This window comes from Pseudomonas syringae (genome assembly GCF_023278085.1).
Classification (GTDB): Bacteria; Pseudomonadota; Gammaproteobacteria; order Pseudomonadales; family Pseudomonadaceae; genus Aquipseudomonas; species Aquipseudomonas syringae_Q.
Map to the genome: position 1 here is coordinate 3,119,590 of NZ_CP066265.1, position 19,686 is coordinate 3,139,275.

The following is a 19,686-nucleotide window of genomic DNA, read 5'->3' on the forward strand; positions in this document are numbered from 1 at the left end:
AACGTTATCAATCAGAACGAGCGACATCGAATGTCGTGCCGCGAGAGGCGTGTAACGCGGAATGTCACGAGCTGCCTGCCAACACGCATTGGCACGATAGTCTTAGCCTATGGAATCAGCGTGAATGGCATTTTCGCCAGACTTACACACTCGCCCGTGAATTCTTTATCATTGCGCATGTTTTGTTGGCAGAGCCACTCATGAAATTCGCCATCTCGCTTTTTTCCGCCGCACATGCGCCCTCCTCGCGGCGTGCCTTGCTGTTCGCGAAAGCAGTGCTTGCGGGCGGGCATGAAATTGTCCGGTTGTTTTTTTATCAGGACGGCGTTCACAGCGCGTCGGCCAACGTCGTGACACCCCAGGACGAACAGGACCTGGCGCAGCAATGGCGTGAGTTCATCGTCGAGCACAGTCTGGACGGTGTGGTGTGCATTGCCGCTGCGTTGCGGCGTGGCGTGCTGGATGCTCAAGAAGCCGAACGCTATCAGCGGCCAGCCGCGAATCTGCTTGCGCCGTGGGAATTGTCCGGGCTGGGCCAGTTGCACGACGCCGTGCAATCCGCTGACCGTCTGATCTGCTTTGGAGGGCCGTGAGATGTCCCGCTCATTATTGATTGTCAGCCGCCAGTCGCCGTGGTCCGGTCCCGGTGCCCGAGAGGCGCTGGACATAGTGCTGGCAGGCGGCGCGTTCGACTTGCCGGTCGGCCTGCTGTTTCTGGACGACGGTGTTTTTCAGTTGTCATCACAGCAGGCTCCAGACGCCCTGCAACAGAAAGACCTGACCGCAAACCTGAAAGCGTTGTCGATGTTCGGCGTTGAAGACCTGTATGCCTGTGGGCAAAGCCTGGCTGAACGTGGCATTGCTGCCAGTACAGTGGGCGAAGAAATCACTCAGCTGGCCGCACGGTCCGAGTTGTCGGCACTGTTGGACCGCTACGATGAGGTGATTACCATCTGATGGCTACCTTGCACGTTCTATCTCACTCGCCCTTCACCGACACCCGGCTAGACAGCTGCCTGCGCCTGCTGGGCAGCAGCGACGGTGTGTTGTTGTGTGGCGACGCCACTTACGCGTTAACAGCGGCCAGCGTCCCATTGCAGAACCTGCAAACCCTGATCGGCTCATCGCAGCTGTTCGTCCTCGATGAGGACGTCAAGGCGCGCAATCTGCAGCTTCCCGCAGGGGTAGGCAGCATTGACTACCCGGCATTCGTGGAACTGGCGTTGCGCTTCGACAAGGTCAATACCTGGTTATGAAACAGTTGATCATTGACGGACGCACCCTCGAACTGGACAAGGACGGATTTCTCCAGGACCTCAACGACTGGTCAATGGACGTTGCGCATGCCTTGTCTGCCGAGGAAGGTATCGTCCTGAGCGCCGAGCACATTGAAATCCTCTGGTTACTGCGCGATTTCTACGCCGAGTTTCAGCTCTCGCCCGCCACTCGGCCATTGATCAAATACACCGCATTGAAGCTGGGCGTGGAAAAAGGCAATAGCCTGCACCTCAACCGCCTGTTCAACGGCACCCCTGCCAAACTTGCCGCCAAGCTGGCGGGCCTGCCAAAGCCGACCAATTGCATATGAACGACTACGCACCGCTGCTGACCGACACGCCGGAAGAACACCCCTTCGCCCCCTTCGTCCGCATCCTTGGCAAAGGTAAACGTGGCGCACGCAACCTGACTCGCGAGGAAGCGCGCGAGGCCATGGGCATGCTGCTTGACGAAAAGGTCGAGGACACTCAGCTCGGCGCGTTCCTGATGTTGCTGCGTCACAAAGAAGAAAGCCCCGAGGAGCTGGCAGGGTTCACGGAAGCACTGCGCGAACGCCTGAACGCCCCGGCCCTGCACGTGGACATCGACTGGCCGACTTACGCTGGCAAAAAGCGCCACCTGCCGTGGTTCTTGCTGGCGGCCAAGTGCCTGGCACAGAACGGCGTGAAGATCCTTCTGCACGGCGGTGGCGCGCATACCGCAGGACGCCTGTACACCGAACAGTTGCTGGGTGTGCTGGATATCCCGCTGTGCCGTAACTGGGCAGCGGTCGAAAGCGCGCTCGGGCAGGGAAACCTGGCGTTTATCCCGCTCGCCGACTGGGCGCCACAGCTGCAACGCATGATCGACCTGCGCAACATCCTGGGCCTGCGCTCTCCCATTCATTCGCTGGCGCGCATTCTCAATCCGCTGCAAGCGCGCTGCGGCCTTCAGAGCATCTTTCATCCGGGCTACCAGAGCGTACACCGCGATGCCAGCAGCCTGCTGGGCGACAACGTCATTGTGGTCAAGGGTGATGGCGGCGAGATCGAGATCAACCCCGACACCATCAGCCATCTGTATGGCACGACGGGTGGGCAGCCCTGGGACGAGGAATGGCCAGCGCTTTCACCGCGTCGGCACGTCAAGCCGGCCACCCTTGATCCGCAGCAATTGCTGGCCTTGTGGCGCGGCGAGATCGAGGACAGTTATCCGCAACTGGCGTTGATTTCAACCATGGCGCTTGCCTTGCGTGGCCTGGGCGTCGCTCGCGAGGAGGCTTTCCAGCAAGCTCAAACATTCTGGGATCGCCGCGACAAGACCTTATGATCTATCGGCTGTGGCGATAACCAGCGTCCATAATCTTGCGCTTTTCAGATCGAACCGACGCGCCTGAACTGACCTCCAAGTTCTATCACTCAGCAACGGGAGTCGAACATGGGCCTTCTGGTCGAAGGACGCTGGCAAGACCAGTGGTACGAAAGCAGCAAAGACGGTGCATTCCAACGCGAGAGCGCCCAGCGTCGCAACTGGGTCACCGTCGACGGGCAGCCTGGGCCATCCGGCGAAGGTGGCTTTACTGCTGAAGCAGGTCGCTACCACCTTTACGTGTCGCTGGCGTGCCCGTGGGCGCACCGCACGCTGATCCTGCGCAAACTGAAAGGCCTGGAAAATCTGATCGATGTTTCAGTGGTCAGTTACCTGATGCTGGAAAACGGCTGGACTTTCGATCAGCAGAGAGGCTCCAGCGGTGATGCACTCGATGGGTTGCAGTACCTTCACCAACGCTATACCGCAGATGACCCTAAATACACTGGGCGCGTAACGGTGCCGGTGCTGTGGGACAAGCAACAGAAACGGATCGTCAGCAATGAATCAGCGGAAATCATCCGCATGTTCAACTCTGCTTTCAACGAACTGACCGCCAACACCCTGGATTTCTATCCCCAGGCGTTAACACCGAGCATTGACGAGCTCAACGAGCAGATTTACCCGAACATCAACAATGGCGTGTATCGCGCGGGCTTTGCGACCTCGCAAGGCGCTTACGAAGCAGCATTCGACGATGTATTTACCGAGCTGGGCGCGCTGGAAAAGCTCTTGGGAGAGAAGCGCTACCTGACCGGCGAACACCTGACCGAGGCCGATATACGCTTGTTCACCAGCATCGTGCGCTTTGATGCGGTTTATTACAGCCACTTCAAATGCAACCTGCGGCGTATTGCAGACTATCCGAACCTGAGCAACTGGCTGCGCGAGTTGTACCAATGGCCGGGCGTCGCCGAGACCGTGGACTTCGAGCACATCAAAGGTCACTACTACGGCAGCCATCGCACCATCAACCCGAACGGAATCATCCCCAAGGGGCCAGCGCTTGATCTGCACGCGGCTCACGACCGTGAGCGCCTGTCCGGCAAAGGCGTCTGGAAGCGGTAATCTGTTTGTTTGCAACGAAGATGGATAGCCCGAGCGGGCTATCCGTTTTCAACCTCAGAGCGTTGCCTGAGCGCCTTCGAACCACGCCAGCTTTTCGCGCAACTTGACCACTTCACCGATGATCACCAGCGTCGGGGCGCGCACCTCATGCTCGGCGACCATTTGCGGCAGGTTGGCCAAGGTGCCAGTGAACACCCGCTGATTGACAGTCGTGCCCTGCTGAACCAGCGCCGCAGGCGTATCAGCAGAGCGACCGTGTTTGATCAGCTGTTCACAGATGACCGGCAGACCGATCAGCCCCATGTAAAACACCAGTGTCTGAGCAGGGGCTACCAGGTCGGACCAAGGCAGGTCAGTCGTGCCATTTTTCAGGTGGCCCGTGATGAAACGCACGGACTGTGCATGATCGCGGTGTGTCAGCGGGATGCCCGCGTAGGCTGCACAGCCACTGGCAGCGGTGATGCCCGGAACGACCTGGAACGGGATACCGTGTGCCGCCAGTTCTTCGATTTCCTCGCCACCACGGCCAAAGATAAACGGGTCGCCGCCTTTCAGGCGCACCACCCGCTTGCCCTGTTTGGCCAGCGCAACCAGTTGCTGGTTGATCTGTTCCTGAGGAACCGCATGTTCCGCACGTCGCTTGCCGACATAGACACGCTCGGCATCGCGACGGCACAGATCAAGAATCGTCGGCGCAACCAGACGGTCGTAGAGCACCACATCCGCTTGCTGCATCAGGCGCAGCGCGCGGAAGGTCAACAGATCAGGATCACCCGGACCGGCGCCCACCAGATAAACCTCTCCGGTTTCCGCAGGCGGCTCGCCTGCGATCTTGGCGATCAGCATGCGCTCGGCCTCTGCGCCCTGCCCGGCCAGTTGGCGATCGGCGATGGCCCCCTGAAAAACTTCTTCCCAGAACGCCCGACGCTGCTGCACGTTCGGAAACAGGCCTTTGACCTGATTGCGAAAACGAGCGGCCAGCCCGGCGAGCTGACCGTAAGAGGACGGAATCCAGGTTTCCAGCTTGGCACGGATCAGGCGCGCCAGCACCGGCGCATCGCCGCCACTGGAGACAGCAATGACCAAGGGCGAGCGGTCGACGATCGCCGGAAAGATCACCGTACACAGCGCAGGCGCATCCACCACGTTGACCGGCACACAGCGCAGCCTGGCATCGTGGGAAACCTGCGCGTTGAGCGGTTCGTCATCTGTTGCAGCAATGATCAGCACGCAACCGTCCAGATCACTCTCGCTGTAACCGCGCAAAATCAGCTCGCCACCGCTTTGAACGACCAGCTCGCGCAACTGGGTTTCGATTTCCGGCGCGACCACCCGCAGCACAGCACCCGCGTCAGCGATCAGGCGGGATTTGCGCAGGGCGATTTCACCACCGCCGACCACCAGCACGCGGCTGCCACGCAGGTTATGGAACAGCGGCAGGAATTCCATTTAACCAATGACCTCAAGGCCGCCCATGTACGGTTTGAGCACTTCCGGCACGCGAATCGAACCATCCGCCTGCTGATAGTTTTCCAGCACAGCAACGAGTGTACGACCCACCGCCAGCCCCGAACCGTTAAGGGTATGGACCAGTTCCGGCTTGCCGGTTTCCGGGTTGCGCCAGCGTGCTTGCATGCGACGCGCCTGAAAATCGCCGCAGTTGGAACACGAGGAGATTTCCCGGTACTTGTCCTGGCTCGGGATCCACACTTCCAGATCGTAGGTCTTCACTGCACTGAAACCCATGTCGCCGGTGCACAGCGCCAGCGTACGGTAAGGCAGCTCGAGCAATTGCAGAACCCGCTCGGCGTTGCCGGTCAGCGATTCCAGGGCGGCCATGGACTCATCAGGTGCAACGATCTGGACCATCTCGACCTTGTCGAACTGGTGCTGGCGAATCATGCCGCGGGTATCACGACCCGAGGCACCGGCCTCACTGCGGAAGCACGGTGTGTGCGCCACGAACTTGAGCGGCAGCTGTTTGGCATCAAGGATTTCACCCGACACAATATTGGTCAGCGACACTTCGGCAGTCGGAATCAGGTACAGGTCCGCCTCACCTTCGCGGGAAATCTTGAACAGATCCTCTTCGAACTTGGGCAACTGACCGGTGCCTTGCAGTGCAGGCGCCTGAACCAGGTACGGCGTGTAGGTTTCTTCGTAGCCGTGCTCGTTGATGTGCAGATTGATCATGAATTGCGCCAACGCACGGTGCAGGCGCGCGATCGGGCCACGTAACAGCGCGAAACGTGCACCGGACAGCTTGGCGGCGGTCTCGAAATCCAGCCAGCCGAATTTTTCGCCCAGCGCAACGTGGTCCTTGACCTCGAAATCGAACGCGGTCGGCGTGCCCCAGCGGCGAACTTCGACGTTGCCTTCTTCGTCGGCACCCACCGGCACGGACTCGTGCGGCAGGTTCGGGATGCTCAGCACCAGCGCGTCCAGTTCAGCCTGAATCGAGTCCAGCTCAACCTTGCCTTCGCTCAGTTCGTTACCCATGCGCTCGACGTCTGCCATCAACGGTGCGATGTCTTCGCCGCGCTGCTTGGCCTGACCGATGGACTTGGACCGGGCATTACGTTCGGCCTGTAACTGCTCGGTGCGGGTCTGCACCACCTTGCGCTGGGCTTCCAGCGCTTCAATACGGGCCACATCCAGCGTAAAGCCACGGGAAGCCAGGCGATCCGCTACGTCCTGAAGTTGAGTACGTAACAGTTTGGAATCGAGCATATCGTTCTCTCGTCTATCAAAGTCTGGTCAGGGACAGGCCAACCCAGGTCGCGAGCAGCCCGCCGAATACACTGATGCCTGCATAGCCCAGCGCCAGCGGCAATTGCCCGCTTTCCAGCAGGCGTAGCGTATCCAGTGAAAAAGATGAAAAGGTCGTGAGACCCCCTACAAAGCCGACGATCAGTCCGGCACGAATTTCGATGGGTACTTCCGGACGAAGCAGAAACAGACCGTACAGCACACCGATGATCAGGCAGCCGACGATATTGACGGCCAGCGTCGCGGCATAGAAATGGCGAGGCCAGTTGGCCATGACCCATGTGCCGGCAGCGAAGCGCAATAATGTACCAGCGATCCCGGCAATCGACACCGCAAGAATGGTTTGAAACATCACTTTCTCCGTTTGCGGGGGCTGGCATCGTCCAGTGCAGTCAAATGCCTGAGCTTTTCACCGATTTTCAGCTCCAGGCCACGCGGCACGGGCTGGTAATACTGACGCGGCTCCAGTTCGTCCGGGAAATAGTCCTCGCCTGCGGCGTAGGCTTCCGGCTCGTCGTGAGCGTAACGATATTCTTCGCCATAACCGAGCTGCTTCATCAACTTGGTCGGCGCATTGCGCAGGTGCAGCGGAACCTCGAGCGAGCCATGTTCACCCGCTTCGCGCATCGCCGCCTTGAATGCCATGTACACCGCATTGCTTTTAGGCGCGCAGGCCAGATAGACAATCGCCTGCGCCACCGCCAGCTCACCTTCCGGGCTGCCCAGACGCTCTTGCACATCCCAGGCGGACATGCACAGCGGCAACGCACGTGGATCGGCGTTGCCGATATCTTCGCTGGCCATGCGCACCACACGGCGGGCCAGATACAGCGGGTCGCAACCACCGTCGATCATTCGGGCAAACCAGTACAGCGCAGCATCGGGGTTTGAGCCCCGAATAGACTTGTGCAACGCCGAGATCTGGTCATAGAACGCCTCGCCGCCCTTGTCGAACCGGCGTCGGCTGTCACCCAGCAGGCTCTGCAGCAACTCGACATCAATCTCGCTGCCATCCTCGGCAAGATCGGAGGCGTTCTCCAGCAGGTTGAGCATGCGACGGCCATCGCCATCAGCGGCGGACATGAGAATCGCAAAGCCTTCGTCACTCAGGGTCAGCTTGCGCTGGCCCAGGCCCCGGTCTTCAGTCAAGGCGCGATTGACCAGCTTGCGCAGGGCCGCTTCGTCCAGGCTCTTGAGCACATAGACGCGCGCACGTGAGAGCAGCGCGTTGTTGAGTTCGAACGAAGGGTTCTCGGTGGTGGCACCGATGAAAATCAATGTGCCGTCTTCAACGTAGGGTAGAAATGCATCCTGCTGCGACTTGTTGAAACGGTGTACTTCATCGACGAACAGAATCGTGCGCTTGCCGTACTGTCCGGCCTGCTGCTTGGCAACTTCAACCGCCTGACGAATTTCCTTGACCCCGGCCAGCACCGCCGAGACAGTCTCGAAATGCGCGTCCGAAACCTTGGCCAGCAGCCTCGCCAGGGTGGTCTTGCCCACACCCGGAGGCCCCCAGAAAATCATCGAGTGCAAGGCACCCTGCTCAAGCGCCTCACGCAAAGGCTTGCCATGCGCAAGCACATGCTCCTGCCCGACATACTCATCCAGATTGGTGGCACGCAGGCGTGCAGCCAGAGGCTGAGCGATCGGTTCGCGGCTGAACAGGTCCATGGTCGGAATTAAACCCTTTTACTCTTGAATGACATCAGCGCCCTTTGGCACGTCGAACTTGAACTTGCTCGCCGGGATCGGCTCGTTGGCCTTGACCCCGGTGAACAGAATATTGGTGCGCTGACCCACGCTGTCGATCAACTGCATGTCATTGATCACGCCATTGCGAAACGACAGACGCAGGCTGTCGAACAGCGTGTCCTTGGTTTTGGGCTTGAGCACGAAATCGATCACGCCGCCCGCTTCTTTCGCTGTGATATCGAAACTTTCGCTGATCTTCGACACGTCACCGGACAGCAGCAGTGCCGGAGTCTGGGTCAGGCGCTGATCGAGCTTCTTGATGGTGACCTGCTCCAAGTCAGGGTCCCACAAGGAAACCTTCTTGCCGTCGGAGACCATCAGCTGTTCTTGCGGAGCATCGGTGTGCCAGTTGAACAGGCCAGGGCGCTGCAAGGCCATTTCACCTGCTGTTTCCTGCAATTGCGTACCGCCACCATCAAGGGTCAGCTGCGAGAAGCGTGCAGTCAGCGTCTGGGATTTTTCCAGCAGTTGGGTCAGACGTGCCACGTCCTTGCTGTCAGCGTGGGCGGATATCGCGGAAAACGTCAGTGCGGTGGCCAACAGCATGCGGAAAAGGCGCATGGGATTCCTCATTGTGTCGAAGATGATGCGGCAGCGCTTGTATACGCTGCCGCGACAATCCTGGGGTGGTACAACTCAGTCGCGCATAGGCGCCGGCGCGATGACTTCGCGCGAGCCATTGGTGTTCATCGATGTCACGACGCCGGCCATTTCCATCGCCTCGATCATGCGTGCAGCGCGGTTGTAACCGATCTTGAGCTTGCGCTGAACCGCAGAAATAGAAGCACGACGGCTTTCAAGCACGAACTTCACAGCTTCATCGTAAAGGGCGTCGCTCTCGCTATCGTCGCCGCCTTCGCCACTGCCGCCGTCAAAGCCGCTACCGGCCTCTTCCACGCCCGCGAGAATATCGTCGTTGTATTCCGGGGAGCCGCGCAGTTTCCACGCTTCCACGACACGATGCACTTCTTCGTCGGAAACGAACGCACCGTGGACACGAATGGGCAGACTGGTGCCGGGCGGCATGTACAACATGTCACCGTGGCCCAGCAGTTGCTCGGCGCCGCCCTGATCGATGATGGTTCGGGAGTCGATCTTGCTGGAGACCTGAAACGCCATTCGCGTCGGAATGTTGGCCTTGATCAGACCGGTAATCACATCCACCGACGGACGCTGGGTCGCCAGGATCAGGTGAATACCTGCGGCACGGGCCTTCTGGGCGATACGGGCGATGAGCTCTTCGACCTTTTTGCCGACGATCATCATCATGTCGGCAAACTCATCCACCACCACCACGATGGTCGGCAACTTGGTCAGCAGCGGTGCTTCGTCGTGAATGCTCTCGCGCTTGTACAGCGGATCGGCCAGTGGCTCGCCAGCGTCCTGAGCATCCTTGACCTTCTGGTTGAAACCGGAAAGGTTACGCACGCCCATTTTCGCCATCAGCTTGTAACGGCGTTCCATCTCGGCGACGCTCCAGCGCAAGGCGTTGGCGGCGTCTTTCATGTCGGTCACGACCGGACAGAGCAAATGCGGAATGCCTTCGTAGATTGAGAGCTCAAGCATTTTCGGGTCGATCATGATCAGTTTGGCGTCTTCCGGGCCGGACTTGAACAGGATCGACAGGATCATGGCGTTGACACCCACCGACTTACCGGAACCGGTCGTACCGGCCACCAGCAAGTGCGGCATTTTCGCCAGATCGGTGATAACCGGTTTGCCGCCGATATCGTGGCCCAGAGCCAGCGTCACAGGTGACTTGGCGTTATCGTATTCAGGCGTCGACAGCACTTCGGAGAAGCGCACGATCTGCCGGTCTTCATTGGGAATCTCGATACCGACGGTGGTCTTGCCGGGGATGACTTCGACTACCCGGACGCTGGTCACCGCGAGCGAGCGCGCAAGGTCCTTGGCCAGGTTGGAAATGCGACTGACCTTGACGCCTGCAGCAGGCTGAATTTCGTAACGGGTGATGACCGGGCCCGGGTGGATGGAGTCCACCGAGACTTCGACACCAAACTCCTTGAGCTTGATTTCCAGCAGATGACCGACCGCGGCCAGCGATTCCGGCGAGTAATTGAGCTGTTTCTTTTCCGCCGGATCGAGAATCGAGATCGGCGGCAGCGTGCCTTCGACCGCGCTGTCGACGAACAACGGCGCCTGTTTTTCCTTTTGCACGCGCTTGCTGGGCTCGGCAGGCTTGGCCGGGGCTGGCGCGATGACCGCAGGCACGTGCTTTTCACGCTCGGTCATGTGCTTGCTCAGCGACTCTTCGCGCTCGATCAGACGCTCGCGGGCCTTGGCCTGCTCGCGGCGATCCGGGGCAACGGGTGCTACCACATCGTTGACCCGCATATCGACCTCGCGCAATTGCGCAACCATCTGCTTGCGCTCGGCACGGGCAGTCCACCAACGGTTGGCAGCGCCTTGAAACAGCTCGAACAGGTCCAGCGTGATCTTGCCGGTGATGTCCATCACCTTGAACCATGACAGGTCGGTAAACACTGTCAGGCCAAACAGAAACAGGGCGATGAACAGCAAGGTGCTGCCCTGGATATTCAGGGCCTTCTTGGCCAGATCACCCAGTACTTCGCCCAGCACACCGCCCGCAGACCCGGGAAAGCCTGCCGAAAAATGGAAATGGATATGCGCCAGTGCGGCACCGGCGAGTATCAGGAACACCAGCCCGATCAGGCGCCAGGAGAACAGCCAGCCGCTCCACTGCCAGGGCTCATGGCGGTGACGAAACACTTGCCAGGCCTTGATCGCCAGCAGCAACGGGAATATGTAGGCGAAATAACCGAGCACCATGAACAGAATGTCGGCACAGAACGCGCCAGCACGCCCGGCAGCATTTTGAACCTGCGCGGCATTGCTGCTGGTATGGCTCCAGCCGGGATCGCTCTGATCGTAGGTCAACAAAGCCATCATCAGATACAGGCACAGGGCGCCAAAGGCGATCAGGGCCCCTTCCTTGAGCCTGTAGTGCAGTTGCTGTCGCCAGAGCGGAACAGCGCTGGGTGCTGGGGTGGATTTCTTCAAAACGCTTTATTTCCTGCGCTGTAGCGCGAACATCTCGTTGATTGACCAGAAACGGCTGTCGGACTGCACTGCCTGCTCCCGACTGAAAAAAGCAGACAGAACCTGCAAGACATGCAAGACAGACGCTTGAATGATAACGCCCGACGCGAGCATTGTACGGCTTTACGCGCGCGGGGGTCTGTACGAAAACTCGTCAGATCGATCTGCAACCACTGAAATATCGGGCTAGCCTTGGTGTTCATCGATAACGCTCAATTTGAGCATGCATTCCGTTTTGTGACAAAGGCTTATGATGTGATTTTATCAACTGCCCGCAACTTCAAATGCGTCGACCGGGCGATGGTGGGCGCACCCTACCGCACGCTTCGGGTGCGCGCCATAATGGCAACCCACTGTGACCACGCTTGCCGCACAGAGTTGCACTTGCAGGCACTGAGTGCCCTCCCCTTCCGAAAAGTCGTGATGCCATGCTGACCTGGTTACAACGCAACAGTCTTGATTTCCCACCCCTGGAGAAGGCGCTTCGTGAACCCGACGGGTTACTCGCGGCAGGCGGGGATCTGTCTGCAGATCGCCTGATCCAGGCCTATCGTCATGGCTGCTTTCCTTGGTTTCAGGATGGCCAACCCATTCTCTGGTGGTCACCCGACCCGCGCACGGTACTGTTTCCCGACGAGCTGCACGTTTCACGCAGCCTCGCCAAACTCCTGCGCCAGGCTCGCTATACAGTGACCTTCGATCAGGATTTTGCTCGCGTAATCGAAGCCTGCGCTGCGCCGCGCAGCTATGCTGACGGCACCTGGATTACCGACTCGATGCAGAGCGCTTATCTGGAGCTGCACCAACGCGGCCATGCGCACAGTGTCGAGGTCTGGGATCAAGGCGAGCTGGTCGGAGGTTTATACGGCCTGGCAATGGGTCAGTTGTTCTTCGGTGAATCCATGTTCAGCCGCGCCGACAACGCTTCCAAATTCGGTTTTGCCACACTGGTCGAACGCCTTACAGCCTGGGGCTTCGTACTGATCGATTGCCAAATGCCCACTCAACACCTGCACAGCTTCGGTGCCCGCCCGATTCCCCGCCAGACGTTTGCCGATTATCTCGCGCAATACCTGGACCGGCCGACCGATGCCGACTGGTTACCTAGGCGAGTTTGAAAGGCTGGCATACACTCATGGCTATGGACTCACCAACAAAGGGGGGCGACGATGACAGAGCTGGCCAGGCTTAAGTTTTATGCCACCCAACCCCACACGTGCAGTTACCTGCCCGAAGAGCAGGCGACGACGCTGTTCCTGGACCCCAGCCAGCCAATGGATGTTCAGGTCTATGCCGACCTGTCCGACATGGGCTTTCGTCGTAGCGGCGACCATCTTTATCGCCCTCACTGCCAGAATTGCAGTGCCTGTGTGCCTGCGCGCATTCCGGTCAACCTGTTTGTGCCTGACAGACAGCAAAAACGCATCCTGAAACGCAATGCTGACCTTCAGGTCAGCAGCGCAAAGCCGGTCTTCACCCAGGAATACTTCGACCTTTATCAGCGCTATATCGAACAACGCCACGCCGATGGCGACATGTTTCCGCCCAGTCGCGAGCAGTTTTCGACATTTCTGGTGCGCGACCTGCCCTTCTCACGTTTCTATGAATTTCGCCTTGATCAGCGTCTGGTGGCAGTGGCGGTTACCGACCTGCTGCCGAATGGGCTTTCTGCGGTCTACACCTTCTACGAACCTGAGGAAGAGCGCCGCAGTCTGGGCCGCTACGCCATTCTGTGGCAAATCGCCGAAGCTGCCCGGCTTCAGCTGCAAGCGGTCTATCTGGGTTACTGGATAAAGAACTGCAAAAAGATGAATTACAAGACTCAATATCGCCCCATCGAACTGCTCACTAATCAAAGATGGGTCACTCTGTACTGAACCCCTTGGCTTAAACATGTTTTTTCGGGCACAATGCACGCCGCTTTTGCCTGGCGCCACTTGCACCGGGCCACTCATTTGTATACCGAGGGCTTTACTGCATGTCGAAAGAAGACAGCTTCGAAATGGAAGGCACTGTCGTCGACACCCTGCCCAACACCATGTTTCGTGTGGAGTTGGAAAACGGGCACGTCGTAACCGCGCATATCTCCGGCAAGATGCGCAAGAATTACATCCGTATTCTGACCGGCGACAAAGTGCGTGTAGAACTGACGCCCTATGACCTGAGCAAAGGGCGCATTACCTACCGCGCCCGTTAATCAGTCATTGACGAAAACGCCCGGCATAAGCCGGGCGTTTTTGTTTGTCTGCCTGATGAGTTTTCCTCGATGACCTTGCCCGCATCAATCAACGATGCGGGCAAGGCTTCGAATGTCAGGCCATTTCTGCCGTGGTCTCGAAATCAAAGGTGATTTCGCCATCCTTGATGTCGATGTGCACCACACCGCCGTGCTCGGACAATTCGCCAAACAGGATCTCTTCAGCCAGCGGCCGTTTGATCTTGTCCTGAATCAGGCGAGCCATTGGCCTGGCGCCCATTGCCGCGTCGTAACCGCCCTGCGCCAGCCAGCTTCTTGCCGCCTCGGACACTTCGAGCAGTACGCGCTTGTCTTCCAGTTGGGCCTGAAGCTCGGTAAGGAACTTGTCGACCACACTCTTGATGACTTCGTGGCTGAGACGACCAAACTGAATGATGGTGTCCAGACGGTTGCGGAACTCCGGCGTAAAGCTCTTCTTGATGACTTCCATTGCATCAGACGAGTGGTCCTGATGCGTGAAGCCGATTGAAGCCCGCGCAGCCGATTCGGCACCGGCGTTGGTCGTCATGATGACGATCACGTTGCGGAAATCCGCCTTGCGCCCGTTGTTATCGGTGAGCGTACCGTGGTCCATCACCTGCAACAGCAGGTTGAAGACTTCCGGGTGCGCCTTCTCGATTTCATCGAGCAGCAGCACGCAATGAGGCTGGCGAGTGATGGCCTCGGTCAGCAAACCGCCCTGATCGAAACCGACGTAGCCCGGAGGCGCGCCGATCAGACGGGACACGGTATGCCGCTCCATGTACTCCGACATGTCGAAACGGATCAGCTCTACACCCAGCGCCTTGGCCAGCTGACGAGCCGCTTCCGTCTTGCCGACACCCGTAGGACCGGCAAACAGGAACGAACCGACCGGCTTGTCAGGCGACTTGAGGCCTGCACGCGACAGTTTGATGGCAGTCGACAACGAATCGATCGCCGCATCCTGACCGAACACGGTGAGCTTGAGATCGCGCTCCAGGTTACGCAGCAGCTCCTTGTCGGAACTGTTAACGTGTTTTGGAGGAATACGCGCGATCTTGGCAACGATGTCTTCAACCTGCGGCACATCGATGCGCTTGACGCGCTTCTCGACCGGCTGCAAGCGCTGGTAGGCACCCGCCTCGTCAATCACGTCGATGGCCTTGTCGGGCATGTGACGATCATTGATGTAGCGCGAGGCCAGCTCGGCCGCTGCGCGCAGTGCCTCATCACTGTATTCGATGCTGTGATGCTGCTCGAAACGGCTTTTCAGGCCGCGCAGTATGCCAATGGTGTCTTCAACCGAAGGCTCGGAGACATCGACTTTCTGGAAGCGACGCGCCAAGGCGCGATCCTTCTCGAAAATCCCGCGAAATTCCTGAAACGTGGTCGAACCGATGCAGCGAATATCGCCAGAGGAAAGCAACGGCTTGAGCAGGTTCGATGCATCCATCACGCCGCCGGAAGCTGCACCGGCGCCAATGATCGTGTGAATCTCGTCGATGAACAGGATCGCCTGAGGCCGCTTGCGCAGTTCATTGAGCAACGCTTTGAAACGCTTCTCGAAATCGCCACGGTATTTCGTCCCGGCCAGCAAGGCACCGAGATCAAGCGAGTAGACCACGCTGTTGGCAAGCAGATCAGGGACCTGATTGTCGACGATGCGCTTGGCCAGACCTTCGGCAATGGCCGTTTTACCGACCCCTGCCTCGCCGACCAGCAACGGATTGTTCTTGCGACGACGGGCCAGAATCTGCGCAACGCGCTCGACTTCGCTTTCGCGGCCGACCAGCGGATCGATGCGCCCCTGACGCGCCAATTCGTTCAGATTGCTGGCATAGGCATCCAGTGGATTGCCTGAGGAAGATGCTTCACCGCCCTCGTCATCCTGCATATCCTGCTCACCTTCAGAAGAGTGTTCGCCGTGCCCCGGAACCTTGGAGATACCGTGGGCAATGTAGTTGACGACATCAATCCGGGCCACACTCTGCTGCTTGAGCAGAAATACGGCCTGGCTTTCCTGCTCACTGAAAATCGCAACCAGCACGTTGGCGCCGGTCACTTCACGCTTGCCGGAGCTCTGCACATGGAAGACGGCACGTTGTAGCACGCGCTGAAAGCCCAGCGTTGGCTGGGTCTCGCGATCCTCGTCATGAACGGGGATCAGCGGAGTGGTGGAGTCGATGAACTCCTGCAGATCATGCTTGAGTTTATCGAGGTTTGCGCCGCAGGCACGCAAGACAGTGGCTGCAGCTTCATTGTCCAATAGAGCCAGCAGGAGATGTTCGACCGTCATGAACTCATGACGCTTCGAACGTGCCTCCTTGAAGGCAAGATTGAGGGTGACTTCGAGTTCACGGTTCAACATAGCTTCACCTCATACCCAAGTGGTCGGCGTTTAACCGTCCTTCTCGATCTCACAGAGTAGCGGATGCTGGCTCTCCCTGGCGTATTGATTGACCTGCATTGCCTTGGTCTCGGCGATGTCGCGGGTAAACAATCCGCAGACTGCCCGTCCCTCTGTATGGACGGCCAGCATGACCTTGGTGGCCAGCTCACGATTCAGGTTAAAAAACACCTCGAGTACTTCTACGACGAAATCCATCGGGGTGTAGTCATCATTGAACAAAACCACCTTGTACATCGGTGGCGCCTGCAGGGTCGGTTTGGCATCCTGCACCGCGATGCCTGCCGAGTCGTCCTCGTGTGACTGCGGACCATCCTGATTGAATGTTAGTCGAATCTTGCTAAATGCATGCATGGAAAGAAACGTTCGTGTGAGGGCGGATTGAGCAATTAGTCACGGTCTGGCCGGTTTTCAAATGGAATGCCGCATGACCTTGACTATCAGCTAAACGGTGTTACAAACAATAGAGTCCACATTGGGTAAAAAGGGTCCGCGCAGTCAACCTAAATTTTTTGGGTTGGCGGGCTGAAGTGGATGATACTCCTGACGGAGTCCTTTGCAGAGGGAGATGGTAATGATCGAAGGAAAAGTCAAGTGGTTCAACAATGCAAAAGGATTTGGATTCATAAATGCTGACGGCAAGCATGACGAAGACTTGTTCGCTCATTTTTCAGCAATCCAGATGGACGGCTACAAAACGCTCAGAGCTGGCCAGAATGTCAACTTTGATATCCTTCAAGGTCCAAAAGGGCTGCACGCTGTGAATATCAGGGCATCGGAGGTCAAAAAAGAAGATGCGGCAAAGGGCACGCATTCCGCACAGCACCACGAACACGTTCACGCAGATGCCTGACACTTGTCAGCGTAATTCTCTGTAACGTGACAGCGGCCGCCGGATCACGCCGGACAGCTGGCTTGCCAGAAGCACGCAATGAGCGTGTGCCGGACATACAAGGAGACAGAAAATTGCACCTCCTGTTATCCGTCACGACTCCACAGGGTGTCGAATTAGCGGTTATTGCACCGCTGATGCCCCGTCTGCAATAGCGCCCGACTCGGCCACCACTCACCGATCTGCGCGGCAGCCCCCATCCCTCCCCCGTTGAATTACCTTGCCTCCCGGCCATCAAACCCATCGTAAATGCCTGCCTGAATGCCTGATCCGCAAAGCTGATCGTTCGACCAACGGCGGATATTCATTTTTTGATAGCTCGCATAGCATTAATGCCTGGCGCCAATGGTTTGATATACTCGCGCCGTGACCGCAGAGTCATCAAGGCTGACCCGTCTCATTTCTGACCCTCGGCCTTCCTTATGCGTCGGGCCGCTACCTGACCCGACAGCTTGACGCTCGACTGATGCACCCAACATCACCGCGAATAAACCTCGACCTGGCTCATGGCCGAACCGTGGGCAGACGCGCATAGACTGCGCGTATCGAGATTTTGTGCATGCTCAGCAAAAGAGAGTTAATACGAATGTCCAACCGCTCGAAGATCATCTACACCTTCACCGACGAAGCTCCGGCCCTCGCCACCTACTCCCTGCTGCCTGTCATCGAAGCTTTCACGGCAACCTCCGATATCGACGTGGAAACACGCGACATCTCTCTGGCGGGCCGTGTTCTTTCCAGCTTCCCGGAGTTGCTTGCCGACAAAAAAGTGCCGGATCATCTCGCCGAGCTGGGCAAACTGGCTACCACGCCGGAAGCCAACATCATCAAGCTGCCCAACATCAGCGCCTCGGTCCCGCAATTGAAAGCGACCATCAAGGAGCTTCAGAATCAGGGCTACAACATTCCTGACTACCCTGAGAACCCTGCCACTGATGCGGAAAAAGAAACCCGCGCCCGCTATGACAAGACCAAGGGCAGCGCTGTAAACCCGGTGCTGCGTGAAGGCAACTCCGATCGCCGCGCGCCGTTGTCGGTCAAGAATTACGCCCGCAAGCACCCGCACAAGATGGGCGCCTGGTCCGCCGACTCGAAAGCGCACGTTGCGCACATGAGCAATGGCGATTTCTACGGCAGCGAAAAAGCCGCCCAGATCGAAGCTGACAACACCGTCAAGATCGAACTGGTCGCCCAGGACGGCACTACCACCGTCCTGAAAGAAAAAACCGCCGTCAAGGCCGGTGAGATCGTCGATTGCTCGGTGATGAGCGCCAAGGCACTGCGCAGCTTCATCGCTGCTGAAATCGAAGACGCCCGCAAGCAAGGCGTGCTGTTCTCGGTGCACCTGAAAGCCACCATGATGAAGATCTCCGATCCGATCATGTTCGGCCAGATCGTCGACGAGTTCTACAAAGACGCGTTGACCAAGCACGCTGATACGTTGAAACAGATCGGCTTCAGCCTGAACAACGGCATTGGCGACCTGTACGAGCGCATTGGCGTTCTGCCAGCGGAAAAACAGGCGGAAATCAAGGCTGACATCGAGGCGGTCTACGCCGTCCGTCCGCAACTGGCGATGGTCAACTCCGACAAGGGCATCACCAACCTGCACGTACCAAGCGACGTGATCGTCGACGCATCGATGCCGGCCATGATCCGTGACTCCGGCAAAATGTGGGGCACAGACGGTCAGTTGCACGATGCCAAGGCCGTCATCCCGGACCGTTGCTACGCCACTATTTATCAAGCCGTCATCGAAGACTGCAAGAAAAACGGCGCTTTCGATCCGACCACCATGGGCAGCGTGCCAAACGTCGGCCTGATGGCTCAGAAAGCTGAAGAGTACGGGTCCCACGACAAGACCTTCCATATCCAGAGCAACGGCGTGGTTCGCGTGACCGACAGCCAGGGCAACCTGCTGATGGAACAGAACGTCGAAGCGGGCGATATCTGGCGCATGTGCCAGGCCAAGGACGCGCCGATTCAGGACTGGGTGAAACTGGCCGTCAACCGCGCTCGCGCCAGCAACACACCAGCGATTTTCTGGCTGGATGCGTCTCGCGCCCATGACAGCGTGATGATCGAGAAAGTCCGCAAGTACCTGGGCGATCACGACACCTCGGGCCTGGACATCCAGATCCTGTCGCCGGTCGACGCCATGAAACTGACCCTGGAGCGCACGCGCGCCGGCAAGGACACCATCTCGGTGACCGGTAACGTGCTGCGCGACTACCTCACCGACCTGTTCCCGATCATGGAACTGGGCACCAGCGCGAAGATGCTGTCGATCGTTCCGCTGATGAACGGTGGCGGCCTGTTCGAAACCGGCGCTGGCGGTTCGGCGCCGAAGCATGTTCAGCAGTTCGTCGAAGAGAACTTCCTGCGCTGGGATTCGCTGGGCGAGTTCCTCGCCCTGGCGGCCTCGCTGGAGCATCTGGGCAACGCTTATAACAACCCGAAAGCATTGGTTCTTTCCAAGACACTCGACCAGGCCACTGGCGAGTTCCTGGATCGCAACAAGTCACCTTCGCGCAAGGTCGGCGGTATCGACAATCGTGGCAGCCATTTCTACCTGACCCTGTTCTGGGCACAGGCACTGGCCGCGCAGAATGACGACGCAGCCCTCAAGGCGCAGTTCACACCACTGGCCAAAACCCTGACCGACAACGAGGAAAAAATCGTTGCCGAGCTGAACGCTGTTCAGGGCAAGCCAGTGGACATCGGCGGCTACTACTTCCCTAACCCGGAAGTGACCAGCAAAGCCATGCGCCCAAGCGCGACATTCAACGCAGCCATCGCCGCGTTGTAAGAGGCAAACCGAAGCGGCGCACTAATAATGCGCTGCCTCGTAAAAAATCCCCGGCCTGGTGC

The 19,686-nt window shown here is 58.3% G+C and carries 19 protein-coding genes; 11 read left to right on the forward strand and 8 right to left on the reverse strand.

The features are described from left to right. The first annotated feature begins 200 nt into the window (after positions 1 to 200). From tusD to I9H07_RS13855, 6 genes are all read left to right on the forward strand, one after another. Positions 201 to 593, forward strand: coding sequence for a sulfurtransferase complex subunit TusD (gene tusD / locus I9H07_RS13830; RefSeq protein ID WP_024674023.1), 393 nt, complete (start codon positions 201 to 203; stop codon positions 591 to 593). A gap of 1 nt (position 594) precedes the next feature. Continuing rightward, the gene (gene tusC, locus I9H07_RS13835; protein WP_058391828.1) at positions 595 to 957 is read left to right on the forward strand and encodes a sulfurtransferase complex subunit TusC; all 363 of its coding nucleotides are present in this window, start codon (positions 595 to 597) and stop codon (positions 955 to 957) included. Further along, positions 957 to 1,256 (forward strand): sulfurtransferase complex subunit TusB, encoded by a 300-nt coding sequence (gene tusB / locus I9H07_RS13840; RefSeq protein ID WP_058391827.1) that lies wholly within the window; start codon positions 957 to 959, stop codon positions 1,254 to 1,256. The genes tusC and tusB overlap by 1 nt, the downstream gene beginning before the upstream one ends. Then, complete coding sequence (locus I9H07_RS13845) at positions 1,253 to 1,588, forward strand: TusE/DsrC/DsvC family sulfur relay protein (RefSeq protein ID WP_058391826.1); 336 nt, start codon at positions 1,253 to 1,255, stop codon at positions 1,586 to 1,588. The genes tusB and I9H07_RS13845 overlap by 4 nt, the downstream gene beginning before the upstream one ends. After that, positions 1,585 to 2,586 (forward strand): glycosyl transferase family protein, encoded by a 1,002-nt coding sequence (locus I9H07_RS13850; protein ID WP_236425288.1) that lies wholly within the window; start codon positions 1,585 to 1,587, stop codon positions 2,584 to 2,586. The genes I9H07_RS13845 and I9H07_RS13850 overlap by 4 nt, the downstream gene beginning before the upstream one ends. A gap of 108 nt (positions 2,587 to 2,694) precedes the next feature. After that, positions 2,695 to 3,693 (forward strand): glutathione S-transferase family protein, encoded by a 999-nt coding sequence (locus I9H07_RS13855; RefSeq protein WP_058391824.1) that lies wholly within the window; start codon positions 2,695 to 2,697, stop codon positions 3,691 to 3,693. A 54-nt stretch (positions 3,694 to 3,747) separates the two neighbouring features. Here I9H07_RS13855 and cysG read toward each other — a convergent pair whose 3' ends face one another. The 6 genes from cysG to ftsK form a co-directional block, all read right to left on the reverse strand. Beyond that, the gene (cysG, locus tag I9H07_RS13860) at positions 3,748 to 5,142 is read right to left on the reverse strand and encodes a siroheme synthase CysG (protein ID WP_236425287.1); all 1,395 of its coding nucleotides are present in this window, start codon (positions 5,140 to 5,142) and stop codon (positions 3,748 to 3,750) included. Then, a complete protein-coding gene (gene serS / locus I9H07_RS13865; protein WP_024674030.1) occupies positions 5,143 to 6,423 on the reverse strand; it encodes a serine--tRNA ligase in 1,281 nt (426 codons plus the stop codon). It abuts the gene before it with no gap. Positions 6,424 to 6,439: 16 nt separating this feature from the next. After that, the gene (gene crcB / locus I9H07_RS13870; RefSeq protein ID WP_024674031.1) at positions 6,440 to 6,814 is read right to left on the reverse strand and encodes a fluoride efflux transporter CrcB; all 375 of its coding nucleotides are present in this window, start codon (positions 6,812 to 6,814) and stop codon (positions 6,440 to 6,442) included. After that, on the reverse strand, positions 6,814 to 8,136 hold the full coding sequence (locus I9H07_RS13875; RefSeq protein ID WP_024674032.1) for a replication-associated recombination protein A: 1,323 nt from the start codon (positions 8,134 to 8,136) through the stop codon (positions 6,814 to 6,816). Before I9H07_RS13875 ends, crcB begins: the two co-directional genes overlap by 1 nt. 18 nt (positions 8,137 to 8,154) lie before the next feature. Then, a complete protein-coding gene (lolA, locus tag I9H07_RS13880; protein ID WP_236425286.1) occupies positions 8,155 to 8,778 on the reverse strand; it encodes an outer membrane lipoprotein chaperone LolA in 624 nt (207 codons plus the stop codon). Between the two features lie 75 nt (positions 8,779 to 8,853). Next, positions 8,854 to 11,259 (reverse strand): DNA translocase FtsK, encoded by a 2,406-nt coding sequence (gene ftsK, locus I9H07_RS13885; protein ID WP_236533860.1) that lies wholly within the window; start codon positions 11,257 to 11,259, stop codon positions 8,854 to 8,856. A 467-nt stretch (positions 11,260 to 11,726) separates the two neighbouring features. Here ftsK and aat point away from each other — a divergent pair, with 467 nt between their 5' ends. From aat to infA, 3 genes are all read left to right on the forward strand, one after another. Further along, positions 11,727 to 12,416, forward strand: coding sequence for a leucyl/phenylalanyl-tRNA--protein transferase (gene aat / locus I9H07_RS13890; protein WP_236425358.1), 690 nt, complete (start codon positions 11,727 to 11,729; stop codon positions 12,414 to 12,416). Between the two features lie 51 nt (positions 12,417 to 12,467). Beyond that, positions 12,468 to 13,175 carry an arginyltransferase gene (locus I9H07_RS13895; RefSeq protein ID WP_024674036.1) on the forward strand — a complete coding sequence of 236 codons (708 nt, stop codon included), beginning with the start codon at positions 12,468 to 12,470 and terminating at the stop codon, positions 13,173 to 13,175. Between the two features lie 101 nt (positions 13,176 to 13,276). Then, entirely contained in the window at positions 13,277 to 13,495 is a 219-nt protein-coding gene (infA, locus tag I9H07_RS13900) for a translation initiation factor IF-1 (RefSeq protein ID WP_002553999.1), read from the forward strand. A 115-nt stretch (positions 13,496 to 13,610) separates the two neighbouring features. On the opposite strand, the gene clpA is transcribed toward infA, so the two are convergent. Next, entirely contained in the window at positions 13,611 to 15,884 is a 2,274-nt protein-coding gene (gene clpA / locus I9H07_RS13905) for an ATP-dependent Clp protease ATP-binding subunit ClpA (protein ID WP_024646607.1), read from the reverse strand. Positions 15,885 to 15,914: 30 nt separating this feature from the next. Continuing rightward, a complete protein-coding gene (gene clpS / locus I9H07_RS13910; protein ID WP_004884680.1) occupies positions 15,915 to 16,277 on the reverse strand; it encodes an ATP-dependent Clp protease adapter ClpS in 363 nt (120 codons plus the stop codon). 220 nt (positions 16,278 to 16,497) lie between these two features. Here clpS and cspD point away from each other — a divergent pair, with 220 nt between their 5' ends. Continuing rightward, the gene (cspD, locus tag I9H07_RS13915) at positions 16,498 to 16,776 is read left to right on the forward strand and encodes a cold shock domain-containing protein CspD (protein ID WP_080266597.1); all 279 of its coding nucleotides are present in this window, start codon (positions 16,498 to 16,500) and stop codon (positions 16,774 to 16,776) included. A 625-nt stretch (positions 16,777 to 17,401) separates the two neighbouring features. Beyond that, on the forward strand, positions 17,402 to 19,624 hold the full coding sequence (locus I9H07_RS13920) for an NADP-dependent isocitrate dehydrogenase (RefSeq protein ID WP_236425357.1): 2,223 nt from the start codon (positions 17,402 to 17,404) through the stop codon (positions 19,622 to 19,624). The last annotated feature ends 62 nt before the right edge of the window (positions 19,625 to 19,686 follow it).